This window comes from Shewanella sp. MM_2022_3, from assembly GCF_022557375.1.
GTDB lineage: Bacteria > Pseudomonadota > Gammaproteobacteria > Enterobacterales > Shewanellaceae > Shewanella > Shewanella xiamenensis.
The window spans coordinates 19,969-40,556 of sequence record NZ_JAKZGV010000040.1; the positions used below are offsets into that span (position 1 = coordinate 19,969).

16 protein-coding genes and 1 CRISPR repeat array are annotated in these 20,588 nt (G+C 48.3%); of the genes, 7 read left to right on the forward strand and 9 right to left on the reverse strand.

What is annotated here, in order from left to right; all coding sequences use genetic code 11:
• The first annotated feature begins 12 nt into the window (after positions 1-12).
• The 4 genes from cmr4 to MMG82_RS16555 are packed head-to-tail and all read left to right on the forward strand — an operon-like array spanning position 13 to position 3,177.
• Positions 13-891: a type III-B CRISPR module RAMP protein Cmr4 gene (gene cmr4 / locus MMG82_RS16540; protein WP_241407123.1), complete on the forward strand. Its 879-nt coding sequence runs from the start codon at positions 13-15 to the stop codon at positions 889-891.
• 3 nt (positions 892-894) lie between these two features.
• On the forward strand, positions 895-1,320 hold the full coding sequence (cmr5, locus tag MMG82_RS16545) for a type III-B CRISPR module-associated protein Cmr5 (protein ID WP_241407124.1): 426 nt from the start codon (positions 895-897) through the stop codon (positions 1,318-1,320).
• Entirely contained in the window at positions 1,317-2,453 is a 1,137-nt protein-coding gene (gene cmr6, locus MMG82_RS16550; protein ID WP_241407125.1) for a type III-B CRISPR module RAMP protein Cmr6, read from the forward strand. Before cmr5 ends, cmr6 begins: the two co-directional genes overlap by 4 nt.
• Before the next feature lies 1 nt (position 2,454).
• Complete coding sequence (locus tag MMG82_RS16555) at positions 2,455-3,177, forward strand: DUF6602 domain-containing protein (protein WP_241407126.1); 723 nt, start codon at positions 2,455-2,457, stop codon at positions 3,175-3,177.
• Between the two features lie 159 nt (positions 3,178-3,336).
• Positions 3,337-4,864: a CRISPR direct-repeat array (repeat unit 28 nt; unit sequence GTTCACCGCCGAATACGCGGCTTAGAAA).
• A gap of 347 nt (positions 4,865-5,211) precedes the next feature.
• Here the strand turns inward: MMG82_RS16555 and MMG82_RS16560 are convergent.
• The 9 genes from MMG82_RS16560 to MMG82_RS16600 all read right to left on the reverse strand — a co-directional run bounded on the left by MMG82_RS16560 (position 5,212) and on the right by MMG82_RS16600 (position 16,036).
• On the reverse strand, positions 5,212-5,868 hold the full coding sequence (locus MMG82_RS16560; protein WP_011623089.1) for a 3-oxoacid CoA-transferase subunit B: 657 nt from the start codon (positions 5,866-5,868) through the stop codon (positions 5,212-5,214).
• Between the two features lie 110 nt (positions 5,869-5,978).
• A complete protein-coding gene (locus MMG82_RS16565) occupies positions 5,979-6,683 on the reverse strand; it encodes a CoA transferase subunit A (protein WP_037417539.1) in 705 nt (234 codons plus the stop codon).
• A gap of 68 nt (positions 6,684-6,751) precedes the next feature.
• Positions 6,752-7,684 carry a hydroxymethylglutaryl-CoA lyase gene (locus MMG82_RS16570; RefSeq protein ID WP_241407127.1) on the reverse strand — a complete coding sequence of 311 codons (933 nt, stop codon included), beginning with the start codon at positions 7,682-7,684 and terminating at the stop codon, positions 6,752-6,754.
• Positions 7,685-9,724 carry an acetyl/propionyl/methylcrotonyl-CoA carboxylase subunit alpha gene (locus MMG82_RS16575; RefSeq protein WP_241407128.1) on the reverse strand — a complete coding sequence of 680 codons (2,040 nt, stop codon included), beginning with the start codon at positions 9,722-9,724 and terminating at the stop codon, positions 7,685-7,687.
• On the reverse strand, positions 9,724-10,569 hold the full coding sequence (locus tag MMG82_RS16580; RefSeq protein ID WP_241407129.1) for an enoyl-CoA hydratase-related protein: 846 nt from the start codon (positions 10,567-10,569) through the stop codon (positions 9,724-9,726). The genes MMG82_RS16575 and MMG82_RS16580 overlap by 1 nt, the downstream gene beginning before the upstream one ends.
• A 59-nt stretch (positions 10,570-10,628) precedes the next feature.
• The gene (locus tag MMG82_RS16585; protein ID WP_241407130.1) at positions 10,629-12,236 is read right to left on the reverse strand and encodes a carboxyl transferase domain-containing protein; all 1,608 of its coding nucleotides are present in this window, start codon (positions 12,234-12,236) and stop codon (positions 10,629-10,631) included.
• A gap of 101 nt (positions 12,237-12,337) precedes the next feature.
• Positions 12,338-13,507, reverse strand: coding sequence for an isovaleryl-CoA dehydrogenase (locus tag MMG82_RS16590; RefSeq protein ID WP_055648226.1), 1,170 nt, complete (start codon positions 13,505-13,507; stop codon positions 12,338-12,340).
• A 153-nt stretch (positions 13,508-13,660) separates the two neighbouring features.
• A complete protein-coding gene (locus MMG82_RS16595; protein ID WP_011623082.1) occupies positions 13,661-14,065 on the reverse strand; it encodes a MerR family DNA-binding transcriptional regulator in 405 nt (134 codons plus the stop codon).
• A 258-nt stretch (positions 14,066-14,323) separates the two neighbouring features.
• Positions 14,324-16,036, reverse strand: coding sequence for a L,D-transpeptidase family protein (locus MMG82_RS16600; RefSeq protein ID WP_241407131.1), 1,713 nt, complete (start codon positions 16,034-16,036; stop codon positions 14,324-14,326).
• A 195-nt stretch (positions 16,037-16,231) separates the two neighbouring features.
• Between MMG82_RS16600 and MMG82_RS16605 the strand changes: the two genes are divergently transcribed.
• The 3 genes from MMG82_RS16605 to gndA all read left to right on the forward strand — a co-directional run bounded on the left by MMG82_RS16605 (position 16,232) and on the right by gndA (position 20,535).
• Positions 16,232-18,139, forward strand: a complete 1,908-nt coding sequence (locus tag MMG82_RS16605; RefSeq protein WP_144346041.1) for a propionyl-CoA synthetase — start codon at positions 16,232-16,234, stop codon at positions 18,137-18,139.
• Between the two features lie 326 nt (positions 18,140-18,465).
• On the forward strand, positions 18,466-18,780 hold the full coding sequence (gene sugE / locus MMG82_RS16610; RefSeq protein ID WP_037425659.1) for a quaternary ammonium compound efflux SMR transporter SugE: 315 nt from the start codon (positions 18,466-18,468) through the stop codon (positions 18,778-18,780).
• A gap of 228 nt (positions 18,781-19,008) precedes the next feature.
• The gene (gndA, locus tag MMG82_RS16615) at positions 19,009-20,535 is read left to right on the forward strand and encodes an NADP-dependent phosphogluconate dehydrogenase (RefSeq protein WP_241407132.1); all 1,527 of its coding nucleotides are present in this window, start codon (positions 19,009-19,011) and stop codon (positions 20,533-20,535) included.
• Positions 20,536-20,588 lie beyond the last annotated feature (53 nt).

Sequence of the window (20,588 nt, forward strand, 5' to 3'; positions counted from 1 at the left end):
AAGGACTAGGTTATGTCGTTTCATGTTTATCACTTATTCAGTCAAACCATTTTGCATTGTGGCTCAGGCCAATCGGTTGGTATTGTCGATCAACCTATTGCCCGCGAGCGAGCTTCCAATTTACCGATTGTCCCCGGCTCAACGGTTCGTGGCGTGTTAAAAGCCTTCATTAGTCATACGGAACAAACAGAAGTTAAACCAACGCTTAGTCAGTCACTATTTGGTTATGACAAACAAGATGGTGAGCCCAGTTCTGCGGGGGCATTGTCGATAACCGATGCTCATTTGTTGCTACTACCCGTGCGAACGGTTTACGGTATTTTGGCCTATGCAACTTGTCCATTTATTTTGCAGCGCTATAAAAAAGATCGAAAATTAGACTTAACGGTTCCAACACCTGCCGATGAGCAAGCCTTGCATCCTAAAGGAAATCCAAATCATCAAGATAACTTGATGGTGCTAGAAGATTTAGATCTCAAAGCCCAAGAGTGTGACCACACCCAACAATGGGCTGAATACATTGCTCAAACGCTTTATGCAAAAAATAGCGCCTACTTTAGCGACATGAGCAAGCGCATCATCGTATTGCCTGATACGGTTTTCTCCTTTCTGGCCGAAACCGCCACTGAAATTCGCACCCGTATTCGAATTAATCAAGAGACAGGCGTCGTTGATAATGGGGCATTATGGACTGAAGAAAGCTTACCTGCGGAAAGCGTTTTATGGGGCGTGTACTCGGTAGATGCATCCCGTTTGAACGATCAAAATGGCGATAAGCGACTTAGGTTTACCGACATTATTAATAACAAACCTCTGCTGCAAATGGGCGGCAATATGGGCACAGGTAATGGCTTAGTGCAGTTTATTGCTCAGTCGGCCAAAGGGGAATAACACATGCAACCACGCAGTCAAATCGTTGCCACTGCCGCGTTTGAGCGGATCAATTCCCGTAAAAACAAGAGTATTGAAGAGAATAAAAAATACGCCACGCTCGCACATAAATTACCCACCATGATTTTGCAAAATGGCTTAGCACAGGCAACAGGTTTTTTACTGTCCAAAAGCGAAGAACATCACAAAGCACTGCTTGAGGATCTCGTCCTTGTGTTTAAACAGGTGGACGCCAAGCTTGCCAATATCGCCAATGCGGAGGCGTTACATGACGCAATCATCCAATCGGATTTGCCTCAAATCATGCGCATGACCCGTGAAGCACTGGAAATTGCAGGCTGGTTGCGCCGTTATGTGCAAGGCGTATTAAAGATTGATGCCACAGGCGAGGTGAATGATGACCATCATCCTGCGGAGACCAACTTATGACAGCCTTAGTGCGCAACCAAATAAAATCCGCTTATGGCCAGACGGATAGCGTCAATCCAAGTCTTTTACTGCAAAAAGGCCTGCTTGAAGCTAATCAAGAAAAAAAACATGACGATAAATCAGATAATAAGAAGACAGCGCATTTAGAAAAAATCGTAAAACTGCCCGCTTCTCCTGAGTACAACAACGGCTTTAACCGTTGGTTTGATCTAACGAGTGATGCTAACCGGTTTAAGCAATCGACGCTGACGCTAGAAAACCGTTTGCTGATTGGTTTAACGGGCCAAGGCGCATTAGAAACTGGCTGTAGCCTTAGCCGTAATTATGGCATGCCGTATATTCCGGGGGCGAGTGTGAAAGGGATTGCTCGAGCTTGGGCAAATCAACATTTGGCTGGGCATAGCGATGAACTTGAACAACTGTTTGGCACCGCCGATAGTGAGCAGTCTTATCGAGTTTCAGGCTTAGTCACTTTCCACGATGCATGGTGGGTCTCCGATCCTGTGAAAAAAGAGCATAAACCCTTTGTGCTCGATGTTGTTACCACACATCATCAAGCCTATTACAACGGCAAACAGCAGCAACCATCCGATAAAGACAGCCCGATCCCGAATCATCTCTTAGCCGTACAAGGCAGTTTTTTATTTGTGATCGAAGGAGAGCCCACAGCGATTGAGCTTTGCCAAACCCTATTGGAAAAAGCCTTAGCAGATAACGGTATAGGTGCTAAAACTGCCGCGGGTTATGGGTATATGAAGGTTGACCCCGCATTAATGCAAAGGCTTTTGGATGAAGCTGAAAAACGGTTATCGCCAGAAGAACGTGAACACAGGAAAGCTGAAGCACTACGTCGCAGAGAACAACAATTGGAAGCGGCGGCCAAGGCCGAGAAAGCTAAGCCTCCAGTTCAAATTATTGCGGAATTAAGGACAGATTATCTTAAGCATAGAGATAGTGCAGCATATCAACTTAAAGTTGAAAATTGGGTTGATACAGCGATAGAAACTTGGACGACACAAGACAGAACGTTATTAGCGGAATGTCTTAAGCAAGTCGGCTATGAACCAAGTAATAAGAAAAATCCCAATCATTTGATCCGGAAAACACGGCTACAGCAATTAAAGGGTAAATAATATGGCCCAAGACTGGCAACTTTCAGAATTGCTTGAAAATTTACATGCAGACGTACAACACAAACTAACCACAGTCAGAAAATCCTTTAAGCATTCAGTGGTAAAGGGTGATGGTGCCGAAAATGTATGGGTGGATTTGTTTAACCAATATTTACCGGAACGCTATCGTGCAAGTAGGGCTTTTGTGGTTGATAGTAAGAACCAATTTAGTGAACAAATTGATGTGGTGATTTACGACCGCCAGTATTCTCCGTTTATTTTTCACTACGCAGAGCAGTTGATCATCCCAGCTGAAAGTGTTTACGCAGTTTTTGAAGTAAAGCAGACATTAAATAAACAACATATTGATGCTGCGCGTAAAAAAGTAGCAAGCGTGAGAGCTTTACATCGAACTAGCTTGCAAATTCCCCATGCGGGGGGCGTTCATCCACCCAGAGAACTTATCGGGATTATTGGTGGATTATTAACACTTGAAAATGAGCTTAAAATACCAGATACGCTAATGGGTCATCTCGAGTATGACAAAGCGGATAAAGGGATGCTCAATATTGGCTGTGCCGCTGATGACTGCTTTTTTTATTACGATAATGATCATCAGCGGATGCAAGTCATGCAGCATAAAAAAGCGACTACGGCATTTTTGTTTGAGTTGTTATCGCAGTTACAAAAGTGCGGTACTGTGCCCATGATCGATATTCATGCTTATGGTAAATGGCTCGAATAGCGACGAAGTGAGTAACACCATAAAAATACCTTCTTTTTTTGCACCATCGCCAAACCCAGATAAACCGCGGCTTAGCGTTTAGGCATAAAAATAAAGGTATTTTTGCTAGAAACCTTAATTGCTCTTTAACAATCAAATGCTTAATGGTATTTTTCCATTGTTCACCGCCGAATACGCGGCTTAGAAATCGATGTGGGTATGAATATAAGCCTGATCCAAGTTCACCGCCGAATACGCGGCTTAGAAAAAACTTATAAAGGGGTTGGCTCGCTGGGTGGGGTTCACCGCCGAATACGCGGCTTAGAAATAGTCCTGACCAAGTATTTAGAACATTTTTACGTTCACCGCCGAATACGCGGCTTAGAAAATTCATGTAAACTCCGCTGTGCCACGTTGTTTGTTCACCGCCGAATACGCGGCTTAGAAATTAAAGGTAATCTTGGCATCGTTTATTTCATAGTTCACCGCCGAATACGCGGCTTAGAAAGATCATCGCAATAGCATCAGCTTTAGAACGAAGTTCACCGCCGAATACGCGGCTTAGAAATATATGAGTCTCTTTATTTCGGTGCATATAAAGTTCACCGCCGAATACGCGGCTTAGAAATTCAAGCCAATAGGCTTTAGCGTCCTTGTGAGGTTCACCGCCGAATACGCGGCTTAGAAAGAACTCAGTAATCGAATCACCGAAGCAGGCAAGTTCACCGCCGAATACGCGGCTTAGAAATTGCCCCAATTTCAAACTCATCATTTTCAACCGTTCACCGCCGAATACGCGGCTTAGAAATATATAGCCATCCTTAGACTTCATCTGGTTCAGTTCACCGCCGAGTACGCGGCTTAGAAATCTAATCCTCCATAATGTTCACAGCTAATGCAGTTCACCGCCGAATACGCGGCTTAGAAATTCAGTAGGTTGCACACCCCAATTAATCACATGTTCACCGCCGAATACGCGGCTTAGAAAAAGCAGGGCCGCAAGCTTGCCATCAGAGCCATGTTCACCGCCGAATACGCGGCTTAGAAAAGACCCATCTAACGGTTATTTTAGGGTTAGGAGTTCACCGCCGAATACGCGGCTTAGAAATTTAAACTTATCAATCAGCCCTTTATTCTTTTGTTCACCGCCGAATACGCGGCTTAGAAAAAGTTAATAATCCTTGGCATGTATCCCAGTTAGTTCACCGCCGAATACGCGGCTTAGAAAATCACCTAAATCGTCGTCCTCATCCTCGAACTGTTCACCGCCGAATACGCGGCTTAGAAAAATACTTTCCCCTTATTTATTGCCGAGGTATGCTTTACCGCCGAATACGCGGCTTAGAAATTTCCGTTATACTCAACCGTTTCTAATTCACTGTTCACCGCCGAATACGCGGCTTAGAAATCTACCGATTCGCCCAATTTAGCCACTGTCTCGTTCACCGTCGAATACGCGGCTTAGAAATTCTCAAATTGGAAGCTTAGTTTGTTTTGTCTGTTCACCGCCGAATACGCGGCTTAGAAAAATTATCATCAAACCACTTGTCAAAGTCGTCCGTTCACCGCCGAATACGCGGCTTAGAAAAACAAGTTTGTTTAGCGTAACTTGGTAAAAATGTTCACCGCCGAATACGCGGCTTAGAAATTCATCTTTTCGCAGTAGTCGGTGAATTCTTGGTTCACCGCCGAATACGCGGCAAGTAAGTGTCAATTTTACTTATGGCTCCCCGCTTTCGCGGGGATGACAAAAAGATGCTGGGATAGAAGCGAATGCAGTGGAATACGTCGGACTTAATAGGCAAACAGCGCTGATGCGTTGGCGACCATCGAAAAAAGGGACTTTTTCGTTGAGCCCCCAAGGATGGGTTTACGGCGTGTCGCCAGAGCATAAGTGCTGTTGCACTGAGCCTCACACTTGGTTTAGACACAGTAACAAAAAGCCCAGAATTATATTCTGGGCTTTTATCACATCAAACTTTAGCTACAGTTTCAAACAATCTTTAGTATCAAGCTCTTTGAGTACAGAAATTACTATCACACGTTAGGGTGTGCTTAAAACACCATCTCTGGTACATGGTCTGGCACGATTAATTTGCCAGCGGTTTTGCTAACAATTTCTTCAACGCTGACACCGGGGGCGCGCTCTAACAGATGGAAGGCGCCGTCTTTAATTTCGATAAAGGCTAAATCGGTGACAACACGTTTGATGCAGCCGTAACCTGTGAGGGGTAATTCGCACACGGGTAACAGCTTAGAGTTGCCGTACTTATCGGCGTGCATCATAGTCACGATAATATTTTCCGCCCCTGCGACTAAATCCATTGCGCCGCCCATGCCCTTGATAAGCTTGCCTGGGATCATCCATGAGGCAATGGAACCATTTACATCGACTTCAAAGGCGCCGAGTACGGTTAAGTCTACATGGCCGCCACGGATCATGGCAAAGCTTTCGGCAGAGGAGAAAAACGAGGCACCTTTTACCGCGGTGACGGTTTGTTTACCGGCGTTGATTAAATCCGGATCTATGGTTTCTTCCGTCGGAAATTCCCCCATGCCGAGCAGGCCGTTTTCCGATTGCAGCATCACTTCCATGCCTGCGGGAATGTAGTTGGCCACGAGCGTGGGAATACCAATACCGAGGTTGACGTAGTAGCCGTCTTGTAATTCTTTGGCAACGCGCTGTGCCAGTTGTTCTCTTGATAATGCCATGATCTTTATCCTTCCTTTACCTAGAGTCGCTATTGGCCTCAATTTTTAGGTCTTTATTTAGGGCTTAGACTCTGTCGCTTTAGCTTGCGTTGTTAATCGTTCAGCGTTTTTTATTTCGAAGCTTTTACCGTGCGCTGCTCGATACGTTTCTCGAACTTGCCTTGGATGACGCGATCAACATAAATGCCGGGAGTATGGATATGATCTGGATCGAGCTCGCCCGGCTCCACAATAAACTCGGCTTCCACTACCGTAATTTTGCCCGCAGTCGCCATCATAGGGTTAAAGTTAGCGGCGGTTTTGCGGAACACTAAGTTACCCATAGTATCGGCCTTCCAAGCGCGAACGAGGGCAAAATCGGCGGTCAGAGACTCTTCTAACACATAGTGACGGCCTTTGATTTCACGGGTTTCTTTACCTTCCGCCACGGGAGTGCCGTAGCCTGTGGCGGTGAAAAATGCCGGAATGCCTGCACCGCCGGCGCGGATTTTTTCCGCCAGCGTGCCCTGCGGCGTTAAAATCACATTCAGTTCGCCCGAGAGCATTTGCTGTTCGAAAGTGGCGTTCTCACCCACGTAGGAGGCGATCATGGTCGAAATCTGACGGTGTTTTAACAATAAGCCCAGACCGAAATCATCCACACCAGCGTTGTTTGAAATGGCGGTTAAGCCCTTAACGCCCATCTTAACCATTTGATTGATTAAGCCTTCTGGAATACCGCACAGGCCAAAACCGCCAACCATAATGGTCATATCATCGGATAAACCTGCTAACGCTTCTTCATAGCTGCTGACGACTTTATTGAGTCCTGCCATTTTGATGTCCTTTTACTGTTATTCAGTCCCCAAGGCGCTAGGTATGTTTAGCGCCTCGACGCTTGAGTCTAGGCTTTAGCGCCCTGCAAGATTGCATTGGCGACTTTAGAGCCATTAAGACGATTTAATTGTTTGCTGATCCCAAAACCCGCTAATGCCAGTTTTTCTAAATCGATACCCGTCTTCAAACCGAGGCCGTGGAGCATATAGACCAAGTCTTCACTTGCCAGATTGCCCGATGCGCCTTTTGCATACGGGCAACCACCTAGGCCCGCCACTGAGGCATCAAAGCTGCGTACACCTAAGTCGAGGCAGGCGGTAATATTGGCTAATGCTTGGCCATAGGTGTCGTGGAAGTGCAGGGCGAGCTTTTCTACCGGGACTCGCTCCATCACGGCTTGCAGCATTTTACGGGCTTTTAACGGCGTGCCTACACCGATAGTGTCGCCGAGCGAAATTTCGTAACAGCCCATTTTGTAAAGGATTTCAGACACTCTTGCCACTTCGCTCGCGGCGATTTCCCCTTCATAGGGGCAACCTAAAACGCAGGACACATAGCCACGCACTGGGATATTGGCGGCTTTTGCCATGTCCATCAACGGGATAAAGCGTTCAATCGACTCTTCAATCGAACAGTTGATATTGCGCTGACTAAAGCTTTGTGACGCCGCACCAAAGATAGCGACTTCGGAAGCTTTTGCATCCAGCGCCAGCTCTAAGCCTTTGACATTGGGGGTGAGGGCGCTGTAAACCACGCCCGCTTGACGGCGAATTTGGCGCAATACTTCGCCGCTATCGGCCATTTGTGGCACCCATTTGGGTGACACAAAACTGCCTGCTTCAATTCGCTTCACGCCCGCATCGGCGAGGGATTCAATCAAGGCGACTTTGGCCTGTGTCGGGATGGCGGCTTCATTCTGCAAGCCATCACGTGGCCCCATCTCGAACAGGCTAACCCTATCCGAGCTGGCGCTTAAGGTCGTAAGATCCAGCGCAGACATTTAGGCTTCCTCGCTCTGGGTTTTGGGCTCAACATGGAGCAGCACAGCGCCATCGCTCACTAACTCGCCCGCCTTGAAGTAGAACTCGGTAACAATACCGTCGAAGGGCGCTTCGATGGTGTATTCCATCTTCATTGCTTCCATCACCAGTAGTCCTTGTCCCGCCTTAACCTCAGCACCGACTTCCACTAAGTGGGTCACAACTGTGCCATTCATCGGGGCCTTGAGTTTATCTTCATTACTGGACTCTGCCTCAACCACTTGGGTTTTAACCGCCCTGAAGTGATAACTGCCAGAGGGTAAAAACAACGTAAAATCATCGCCCTGGGCGCTGACAGGCACTTTACTCTTATGGCCGTTGATTTCGGCTAACAGTAAATCCTGCTTAAGCTCACCACTCAGGGACTTGCTCACTTGGCCCTCTGCTGCGGGTTGGGATATTTGGTAGTGATCGCCAAAGTCTAGTAGCACCAATTGTTGTAACTCGTGGGCATCGTCGAGCAGGGCAATAGTATGCTGGCTAACGCTGTTGAGTCTAAAGCCACTGACTTGGCCCCAAGGCGAGTAAGGATCGGCGCTATTAATTGCCTGTGCCTTGGCGGCTTCTTTACGGGCAAGTACTTGATACAGCGCTGCAAAAGCGATAGCTGTATCGGTTTCGCTCGAAGCACTGCCAATCAGCGCATCGCCGTAACGGTTGATAAAGTCGGTGCTAAAATCCGCCTTAGCGAAGGCGGGATGCTCGGCAATATTGGCTAAAAATTCAATATTGTGCTTAAGCCCGCTGATTTGGTAGGACTCGAGGGCATGCACTAGGCGCTGTAGCGCGCGCGGACGCGACTCATCCCACACGATGAGCTTGGCTATCATAGGATCGTAGAAATTACTGATCACATCGTTTTCACGGATGCCGGAATCGATACGCACGTATTTGCTTTGCTCGGGCTCGCGCAGGAAGTTGAGCTTACCGCTGGCGGGTAAAAACTCATTTTGCGGATCTTCGGCGTAAATACGTACCTCAAAGGCGTGTCCATGGATACGCACTTCGTCCTGTTTGAGCGGTAACGGCTGACCACTGGCGACCATTAACTGCCATTTGACTAAGTCTTGGCCCGTCACCATTTCGGTCACCGGATGCTCTACCTGCAGACGAGTATTCATCTCCATAAAGTAGAAGCTATTGTCGGTATCTAACAGGAATTCAACGGTTCCCGCGCCAACATAATCGATGGCCTTAGCGGCAGCTACAGCGGCTTCTCCCATTTGGGCGCGCAGTTCATCGCTTAAACCGGGTGCTGGCGCTTCTTCGACCACTTTTTGATGGCGGCGCTGAATCGAACAGTCGCGATCCGATAAGTAAATTGCATTGCCAAAGGTATCGGCAAACACTTGGACTTCGACATGGCGAGGCTGGCGTAAATAACGCTCCATCAATAACTTATCGTTACCGAAGGAGGAGGCCGCTTCACGGCGCGCCGAGTTGATGGCGTCCATGATTTCGCCTTCATGCTCAACGATACGCATACCTTTACCACCGCCACCGTAGGCGGCTTTAATCAGCATCGGGAAGCCGATTTTTAAGGCTTCGGCCTTGAGGGTGGCATCGGTTTGATCGTCGCCATGGTAACCCGGCACTAAAGGCACTTGCGCCGCCGTCATAATGGCTTTGGCCGCACTCTTGCTGCCCATGGCATCGATGGCATCGCTGCCAGGGCCAACAAACACGATTCCTGCTGCCTCACACTTGCGGGCAAAGTCGGCGTTTTCCGATAAAAAACCATAACCAGGGTGGATGGCTTGTGCCTGGGCCTTTTTGGCGATTTCGATAATCAAGTCGCCCTTCAGGTAAGAATCCGCCGGGGCGCTGCCACCTAAGTAAAACGATTCGTCGGCCATGGCAACATGGCGGGCGTTTTTATCGGCATCGGAATATAAGGCTACGGTGCGAACGCCCATGGCCTGCGCGGTTTTGATAATGCGGCAGGCAATTTCACCACGGTTAGCAATTAAAAGCTTAGTGAACATGCTGTTAGTCAACATCAAAGAACTCCTTGAGTATCTGTTGGCGTGTGCCAGTTCGGCTGACGTTTTTCGAAGAAGGCGTTTAAACCTTCTTGGCCTTCATCAGATACCCGAATGCGGGCGATGCGCTCGCTGGTGTAATCAATCGTATCTTGGTCTATCACGCCGTCTTCGAGGCGGGCGAGTAGAGTCTTTACCCATGCCATGCCCTGCGGACTGTTGGCGAGCAGCGCGGTGATAATGGGCTGCGCTGCGGACGCCAAATCGTCGTTTATCTCATGGATAACATTGAGTTTAAGTGCCGTTTGCGCATCAAAACGCTCCGCAGTCAGCATATAGCGGCGTGAGGCACGATTACCCATGGCGCGGGCAACGTAGGGGCTAATCACCGCGGGGATAAGCCCTAGTTTGACTTCGCTTAAGCAGAAGCTTGCACGCTCGGTGGCGATGGCAATATCACTGGCGCAGATTAACCCAAGCGCGCCGCCAAAGGCCGCCCCTTGGACTAAGGCGATAGTGGGTTTTGGAAAGGTATCTAAATCCTGCATCAGCTTAGCCAGCGCCTTGGCGTCATTCAGGTTTTGATCAAAATCCATCTTGGCTTGTTTGCGCATCCAGTTTAAGTCGGCGCCTGCACTGAAGTTTTTGCCATTGGCTTTCAATACCAGCAGTTTGCAGTCTTGGTGCTCGGCAAAATAACCGAGGACGGCGATCATTTCGCTGAGCATCACCTCATCGAAGGCATTGTGCACTTCTGCTCGGTTAAGGATTAACTCGCCCACGCCGTTATTCAGCGCATAGCTGACGTGCTGCAAATGAGCTAAGGATTGAGTGCTAGTGTTCTGGTGTTGTGTGTCAGTCATTATTATTCCCGTCATATTTATCCCCTCTATGAGTGATACGTAAGGCATCGCAAGATGCGTTACATACGGAAGACGCCGAAGCGGGTGTCTTCGATAGGGGCATTTAATGCGGCTGACAGGGCAAGGCCCACCACATCACGGGTTTGCGCCGGGTCGATAATGCCGTCATCCCACAGACGGGCGCTGGCATGGTAGGGATGACCCTCTTTATCGTACTGGGCAATAATCGGTGCTTTAAAGGCTTTTTCGTCCTCAGCAGACCATTCTTCACCTTTACGGGCTAAACCGTCGCGGCGTACTGTCGCTAATACGCCAGCGGCTTGTTCGCCACCCATCACAGAGATGCGCGCATTGGGCCACATCCACATCATGGTCGGCTCGAAGGCGCGGCCACACATACCATAGTTACCCGCGCCGTAGCTGCCACCGATAATCACGGTAAATTTTGGTACATTGGCACAGGATACTGCGGTCACCATCTTGGCGCCATGCTTAGCGATACCTTCGTGTTCGTACTTTTTACCCACCATAAAGCCGGTGATATTTTGCAGGAACAGCAGCGGGATCTTGCGCTGGCAGCACAGTTCGATAAAGTGCGCGCCTTTTTGCGCCGATTCTGAGAATAAAATGCCGTTGTTGGCCACAATTCCCACGGGATAGCCGTGAATGCGGGCAAAACCACAGACCAAAGTCGCACCATATTTAGCTTTAAACTCATCGAAGTCGGAGTCGTCGACGATGCGGGCGATCACTTCTTTCACATCGAAGGGCTTTTTCAGATCGGTGCCGACGATGCCGTAGAGTTCGTTGATATCAAACTTCGGTGGCTTAACAGGGCTTAGCAGACTGTTGATTTGTTTTTGATGATTCAGACGCAGCACTGCGCGGCGGGCAAGCTCTAATGCATGCTCATCGTTTTGGGCTAAGTGATCCGCCACACCTGAAATTTTAGTGTGTACGTCGGCGCCGCCAAGTTCTTCGGCGCTGACTTCTTCACCAGTCGCGGCTTTCACTAACGGCGGTCCAGCTAGGAAGATAGTGCCTTGTTCTTTAACGATAATCGATTCATCTGCCATAGCCGGCACATAGGCGCCGCCCGCGGTACACAGACCCATCACCACCGCAATTTGTGGAATGCCCTTGGCGGACATTTGCGCTTGATTGTAGAAAATCCGGCCGAAATGGTCGCGGTCTGGAAAAACTTCATCCTGACGGGGCAAGTTAGCGCCGCCCGAATCGACTAAATAGATACAGGGCAGATGACAGCGACTGGCAATCTCTTGTGCCCTTAAGTGTTTTTTGACCGTGATAGGGTAGTAAGTGCCGCCTTTGACCGTGGCATCGTTGGCGATAATCATGCACTCTACGCCGCTCACTCGGCCGATACCGGCGATAATCCCTGCGGCGGGCACTTCTTCGTCATAGACTTCAAATGCAGCAAATTGCGACAATTCTAAAAAGGGCGAACCTGCGTCGAGGAGTTTCTCAACCCGTTGACGAGGAAGAAGTTTACCGCGGGCCAAATGGCGCTCAAGGGCAACGGGGCCGCCGCCGAGTTCAATTTTGGCGAGCTTGGTTTTGAGATCGGCCACGAGGGCGGCCATATCGTCGGATTTGGCTTTAAATTCATCGCTACGGGCGTTGATACGACTGCTTAATTGCGTCACGTTGATTGTCCTTATAAAGCGGTAACTCAGTATCAGTTGGCTCGGTGGGCGAAGGGGCATGAAAGGCTAAAGCTCATCATGCGCCGTTCGCCCTAGGCTGCTTATTTCGATTCGTTAAAGAGCTCACGGCCAATCAGCATACGGCGAATTTCTGAGGTGCCGGCACCGATCTCATAGAGTTTGGCATCGCGCAGTAAGCGGCCAGTGGCATACTCGTTGACGTAACCGTTACCGCCGAGCAATTGAATGGCATCCAGTGCCATTTTGGTGGCCAGCTCCGCGCTGTAAAGAATGGCGCCTGCGGCGTCTTTGCGGGTGGTTTCACCGCGATCGCAGGATTTCGCCACGCTATAGACATAGGCTTTAGCGGCGTTCATGCCAGTGTACATATCGGCTAATTTGCCTTGTACTAATTGGAATTCACCGATGGATTTACCAAATTGCTCACGTTCGTGGATATAAGGCACGACGATGTCCATACAGGCATTCATAATCCCCAGCGGGCCGCCTGAGAGCACGACGCGTTCGTAATCTAAACCGCTCATCAGCACTTTAACGCCATTGTTGAGGCCGCCGAGAATGTTTTCCTCTGGTACTTCGACATCTTCAAACACCAGTTCACAGGTGTTTGAACCGCGCATGCCCAGTTTGTCGAGTTTTTGCGCTTGGCTGAAACCTTTAAAACCGCGCTCAACGATAAAGGCGGTGATGCCGTGGGCGCCCTTCGTTAAGTCGGTTTTTGCATAAATTACATAGGTATTGGCATCGGGACCGTTGGTGATCCACATTTTGTTGCCGTTGAGGATATAACGATCGCCTTCTTTACGGGCGTGTAGCTTCATTGAAACCACATCGGAGCCGGCATTAGGCTCACTCATTGCCAGTGCGCCGATATGCTCACCGCTCACCAGCTTTGGTAAGTATTTAGCTTTTTGTGCAGCATTACCGTTACGGTTAATTTGGTTCACACACAGGTTAGAGTGGGCGCCATAACTTAACCCGATAGAGGCTGAAGCGCGGGAAATTTCTTCCATGGCGACCACGTGGGCGAGGTAGCCCATGTTTGCGCCGCCGTATTCCTCAGGCACAGTGACACCTAAAAGCCCCATCCCACCCAGCACGGGCCAAATTTCATTGGGAAAGGCATTGTCGTGATCCACTTTCGCAGCAATCGGTGCGATTTCATTCGCGGCAAAATCCTGCACCGCATCGCGCAGCATATCGACATCTTCGCCTAGGCCAAAATTAAGACTGGTGTAGAGTGAGTTCATTGCTTGTGTCCTTTCTGATGTTCTAATTTATATTTTTATGATTATTAGGTGCTTGAGTCTTTAAATCTGTTTTGCTTTGCGTGATGTATCCCTGTCACGCGGTCGTACCAACTGAGGTGCTCGTTAATGTTATGCTCGCAAGCCTCGAAGGCATTAGGCCTTAGCCTTGCTTTCTTCTAGGGCGAGGCGGCATTGCTGCTCGGCTGAATTTAGCTCCATCAGGACCACTTTAATGTCGTCCATTTGCTGCTGTAGGGCAGATTTCTTTTCTTCCACTAGGGCAAGCATAGTATTGAGCTGAGTAGTGCTGCTCTTGTCGGCATCGTAAAGTTCGAATAGGCGACGGGTTTCTGCCAGAGAGAATCCAAGGCGCTTGCCGCGCAGGATAAGTTTGAGTCGTACCCTGTCTTTTAGGCTGTAAATGCGGGTTTGACCGCGACGTTTAGGTTTTAGTAAACCTTGGTCTTCGTAAAAACGAATGCTTCGGGTCGTGATATCAAACTCTTTGGAGAGATCACTGATCGAATAAGTCGTTTGTGGCGTGTTAGTTGCGCTCATTCAGGCACCTTAGTTAATCATTTTTAAGCAAGATATATGAAGTTTACGTAAAGGTAAAGATTGTGGTGTGGTTAGTCGATTTTTTTTGTCAATTCTTGTTGCCACTTGGCTCAAGCTGTGTTGTTTAACATGTTGATAAATATTACGTTAGCTTGAAATCAAACAAGTGTTTTTTAGGTGAGTCCCCCATATTGCCTTAAGGCTCCACGGGGGAAGATAACTTATTAAGTGGTGGCGTTAAGGCTGACGTGTAAGCCGTTATTCCAACGTATTGAGCAAGCCATCATCGGCTAACACACCCTCATAGGTTGGGCGATTTAATGCTTCGATAAGTACCGGGTCACGTGTGTATATATCATTGTAAAATTTGATTTTTCCGTTTTTGATGGTCACGGTCCAATACATAATCAAAATATCTAAGGGCTGATCTAAAAACAGGTTTTCTGTTTTTCCCTCTGCAAGTTTGCGATTGAGCGTTTCACTGGACCAATTCGCATTGGCGCTCAGCAGTTTATCGGCGAGCACGAGGGGATCTTTTACTCGAATACAACCGTGACTGAAGGCTCTATTGGTTTGCTCGAATAGATTTTTCGATGGCGTATCATGCAGATAAATTGAATATTGGTTTGGGAAGATAAATTTAACTAAACCAAGGGAGTTATCTTCCCCTGGCCCCTGCACAAACCAGTAGGGGAAGTTTTTGCGGGTCATACTGTGCCAATCGATGCCGCGAGCATCGACGGGCGTGCCCGAGGCTTCAACGACTTTAAAGTGCTTTTTTTGCAGATAATCGGGATCTTGACGTAAGTGGTTGATGATCTCCGTGGAGATACTGCGGGGCACGGTCCAAGTGGGATTCACAACCACATATTTTAATTTGGATTTAAACAATGGTGTCTTTGCGTCGATTTTGCCGATGATAATGTCAGTACGCCAGTTTAAGTTATTGTCTTTAAATAGTAATAATTCGTAGCCAGCCAAATTAACCAGCAGATAGTTTGCCGGCAAGTTGGCTGATAGCCAGCGGGCACGCTCGAGGTTAATGCGGATCTGCTCGACCCTTTGTGTATAGGGAACATTTAACGCCGCCATTGTGCCTGCGCCTATCACCCCATCGGCCTTAAGGCTGTGGTCAGTCTGAAATTGACGTACCGCAGCTTCAAGCGTGCTGTCATAAGTTAAGGGCTCGTTCACGGCGGCGCTATTCTCCGCTGGCGAGCTTGCTGCTAAGTAACCTAACTCTTTTAGCCGTGTGGCAATGCTTTGTACCGAGGGGGAAGTGCTGCCGGGTTTAATGACTTCCGTATAAGGAATCGTGGTAAAGGGATAGCGAGCTGCCAAGTCTTTGTACTGGGCAAGATACTGTTTAAGCTGGTGATATGGCGCAATCTTAGGCGCTAAGCCTGTAATCGCCTCGGCCACAGTGTGCGCTTTAATGTGTTCTTCAAGCTGTTTTAATGTGGTATCAAAATCCAGATGGGCTTCATCATAGTTCCAGGTTTTGCCGAGCATACTGGGATTGACTTTTCCATTAAGTAAATGAATAGCATAGGTAATAATCCCATCGGTTAGCAGCACTTCAAATACACTACTGCGATACTCATCTTGCCAATTCGATGCACTCAGTTGTTGGTAAAGTTCGACCAACTTGGGATAGTGGTAATCTTCCTTCGCAAGACCCTCTTCATCGGCACTTTTAATTACATCGAGTAGCGTGCCCGCATAGTCTTTATCCTCCCAGAGCACTTGATATTGGCGCACTTGATAGACCCGTGAGAGTAACTTAGCGCTGATGATCTGAGTGTTATCTACGTTAGCCCGCTCACCGATAGACAGGGGTTCGAGTAATGCTTCAAGTTGTTGTGTCGAAGCAAAACAAGCCGTACTGACGAGATTGATGAATAGGAGTAGACCGAGTTTGACTTGGCTGAAGCGGCGCATAATGAGTATTTCTTTCCGTGAAAAATCCATTAAAGACATAAGTTTATGTGGAAGTCTTCTACACGGCAAGTGTTAGATGGTCTATCTCTTCGGATTTATTTTTTAACCCCAGTATATCCCTTAGTCTAATGGGGGAATAATGCGTGGCAGGTCATAATCAACCTCGGAAGGAAGGGGAGAGTTTCATCTGTGTTGACACGGATGAGTGTCATGATGGGAGGCCTTATGACAGATGTTGGACAACAATTACATCAGACATCTATTGCGAATAAACAGGCATTTTGGCAACAAGCCGCCAAGGCCTTAGATTGGGTTACGCCAAGCAAACAAATATTAGATGAAAGCGAGGCACCATTTTACCATTGGTTTAGCGATGGTGAGTTAAACACGTGTTATAACGCGATAGACCGACATGTGTTAGCGGGACGTGGTGAGCAGATTGCGATTCATTACGTTAGCCCAGTAACCGAAACCGAATACAGTATTACCTATCACGAACTGCAGGCTCAAGTAGCAAGGCTTGCAGGGTATTTGCGTACTATGGGGGTGACCAAGGGTGATCGGGTGGTTATTTACATGCCGATGGTACCCGAAACGGCCTATGCCATGCTTGCCTGCGCGCGCATTGGCGCCATTCATTCGGTGGTATTTGGTGGCTTTGCGGCCAATGAACTTGCCACCCGTATCAATGATGCCAAACCTAAGCTGGTAATGTCTGCCTCCTGCGGGATTGAACCTTCAGGGGTGGTGCCCTATAAGCCCTTACTAGATAAAGCATTAAATGAAGCGGTGCACAAGGTTGAGCATTGCTTGATTTTAAACCGCCCTCAATATGAAGCGCAGATGCAAACTGGTCGAGACGCCGATTGGCAGACCGCGCTTAAAGGATGCGAAAGCGTTGACTGCGTCACGGTAAATGCCACCGATCCTTTATATGTGCTCTATACCTCTGGCACTACAGGCCAACCTAAAGGGGTGGTGCGTGACAATGGCGGTCATGCGGTCGCATTAGCTTGGTCGATGGCCAATATTTATGATATTCATCAAGGCGATGTGTTTTGGGCGGCATCGGATGTGGGTTGGGTTGTTGGTCATTCCTATATTGTTTATGGTCCGTTACTCGTGGGGGCGACCACGCTGTTATATGAAGGCAAACCCGTTGGTACACCCGACCCCGGCGCCTTTTGGCGTACGATTGCCAAGTATCAAGTCAAAAGCTTTTTCACCGCGCCCACGGCGATTCGCGCTATTAAGCGTGAAGATCCCGACGGCGAATTCATTCAAGGTGTTGATTTAAGCTGCTTGAAGAATGTCTTTTTAGCTGGGGAGCGCTGCGATCCCGACACCCTGCATTGGGCTGAAGACAAGTTGCATAAGCCGGTTATTGATCATTGGTGGCAAACTGAAACAGGTTGGCCAGTAGCCGCAAATCTAATGGGGGTGGCGCCGATTGCCGTTAAAGCCGGCTCACCGGGGCGACCCGTGCCTGGATACGAAGTTGATGTCGTCGATGAGCTAGGGGTTAAAGTGGCGGCGAATGTCTCTGGCAATGTGGTGATAAAATTACCCTTGCCACCGGGCACGCTCACAACGCTCTGGCAAAATAATAAACGTTATCAGGATAGTTACTTATCCATGTACCCAGGCTATTACCTTACGGGTGATGCGGGCTACATGGATGAAGATGGCTATCTCTATATCATGAGTCGTATTGATGACATTATTAACGTTGCGGGTCATCGTCTCTCTACTGGGCGGTTTGAAGAGGTGCTGTGCCAGCATCCCGATGTGGCCGAAGCCGCAGTGATTGGTGTTGATGACAAATTAAAGGGCCAAGTGCCATTAGGCTTAGTGGTACTTAAAAAGGGCGTGACTATTACGGATGAGGAGCTGCATAAGCAGTTAATTGCCCTCGTTCGCCAAGAAATTGGTCCCGTTGCGTCCTTTAGGTTGGTGAGCGCGATTCAAAAGCTGCCGAAAACTCGCTCGGGTAAAATCCTGCGCGGCACTATGCGTAAAATTGCCGATAATCAGCAATATACGGCGCCAGCGACCATTGAAGATCCGCAGACCCTCGATTTAGTCCGCACGACCTTAACCCGCATGGGCTATGCCGATGCTTTAGTGGGCTAGAGTGAGCGGCTCAAGTTAACGACTTAAAAAGTTAAGATCGTCAAACAAAAGAGCAAGCGATAGTCTTTTTAGATTATCGCTTTCTTATTTAGATTTAGACGAATGCTTAGAGCACTTGCCCTTATTCGTCACATTTTGGTAGTCTAGCCTGCATTCTTAATAGAGCTTTGCATCGACAGTGCACTATTAAGGCGCCGGATCTTAAGCGGTACTGCGGACATTCATTATCCTTATTGCTTTTGACCCATTAACATTTCACAACGGCTTAGGGACGACCCTAAATACGCCGATATCAATTTGGGGACGACCCCGTATGGGAGTTCTCTATGAGCTGGTTACTGTTAATACTTGCTGGACTTTTTGAAATTGGTTGGGCCATCGGACTCAAATACACCGATGGTTTTACTCGCTTGTGGCCGAGTGTGTTTACTTTGCTCTCCATGGCGTTCAGTGTGTTGCTACTGGGCCTCGCCGTTAAGCAATTGCCGATAGGCACGGCTTATGGGGTGTGGGTTGGCATAGGTGCCATGGGCACGGCAATTGCGGGCATTATTCTCTTAGGCGAGGGAGTGAGCTTGCTGAAAATCGCCAGCTTAATCCTCATTTTGCTTGGCGTACTCGGCTTAAAACTCGCTCATTAATCAATTTACATCCCCAAGGAAGAGCTTGCCCAAGATGTATACGATTGGTAAAGATGTTTGGTGAGATTTGGGAATATTCTCCTGAAAAAACAACGCATCTTGATTTGCAATCGAGTTTGCCAATCGTATGCATCGTCTCTTCTCTCTGGTAATTAAGTTACAAAGGCCGATATAATTAATGCTCCAAATTGGTTATTTCTAACCTCTGTGACCCGTGGGAATTATATAATGCAAAACCACAGCAATCTTAATGATATTGGCGTGATAGGCCTTGGCGTAATGGGTAAAAACCTTGCGCTAAACATTGCCGACAATCAATATCGCGTCAGTGCCTTCGATCTCGATCCTGTTAAAGTCAACGGGGTTTTACAACAAGAAAAACAAGAACGTGTAGGACAGGATCTGCGTATTACAGGCTGTGCTAATCTTTCAGAAATGTTAGCCAGCCTCACTCATCCCCGTATTCTCGTGCTATCTGTCCCTGCGGGTGCGCCTGTGGATGGGGTATGCCATGCCCTGATTTCTGCAGGTATCGAAGCGGACGACATCGTAATCGATACGGGCAACAGTCTTTGGACTGACACCGTTGAACGCGAAAAGCGTTATCAAGGCAAATTTATCTTCTTCAGCTCAGCCGTTTCGGGCGGTGAGGTTGGTGCGCGTTTTGGGCCTTCATTAATGCCAAGTGGCGATCTTGGTGCATGGCAACATGTTGCGCCGATTTGGAAGGCTATTGCCGCTAAGGTTGACCCTAAAACTGGGCTGCCGATTGAGCGTTTTGAGCCGGGAAATCCGGTGACCGAAGGCGAACCTTGCACGACCTATATTGGGCCTGCGGGTGCTGGGCATTATGTGAAAATGGTGCATAACGGCATTGAATACGCCGATATGCAGCTGATTTGCGAAGCCTATCAATTAATGCACGATGGCTTAGGCATGAGCGCAGCACAGGTAGGTGAGGTGTTTGAACGCTGGAATAAGGGCAGTTTAAACAGTTATCTGATGGGGATCAGCGCCGAGGTGCTCAAACAGGCGGATCCGCTAACGGGTAAACCGTTAGTTGAGATGATCCTCGATAAAGCAGGGCAGAAGGGCACTGGACTTTGGACTGCGGTCAGCAGTTTACAAATAGGTTGTCCGGCTCCCACTATTGCCGAAGCGGTTTATGCTCGGGCGGTGAGCACCCAAAAACCCCTCCGTTTTGAGCTCAGCAAAAAGCTTGCTGGCCCCTTATCTCCTGCGATGGATGAAAACCAAAAAGTCACCTTAATCGATGCTTTAGAGAGTGCGCTCTATTGCGCTAAGGTCTGTTGCTACGCTCAAGGTTTCCAACTGATGGCAATGACGGCGCAGGAGCAAAAATGGCAACTCGATTTTGCTGAGATCGCGAAAATCTGGCGTGCGGGTTGTATTATTCGTGCCACCTTCTTGCAATCGATAACCCAAGCTTATCAAGCGGATGCTGACTTAAGTTGTTTGTTAATGGCAGACACCTTTGCAACTACCTTATCAGAAAAACAAACAGCGTGGCGCAGTGCTGTGGCGGCGGCGGTTATGCAAGGGATCCCAGTGCCTTGCATTAGCTCGGCACTGGCCTATTACGACAGTTATCGCAGTGAGACCTTGCCAGCTAATTTGCTCCAAGGACAACGGGACTTTTTTGGTGCCCATACTTTTGAGCGTTTAGATAAGCCAGCCGGTGAGAAATACCATTTAGATTGGAGTGCCACAAACAGAGTTTTAATTAAACTCTAGATAAAATAATTTGAATAGCCCCTAGAAATAGGGGCTTTTTTATTGGTCGTATC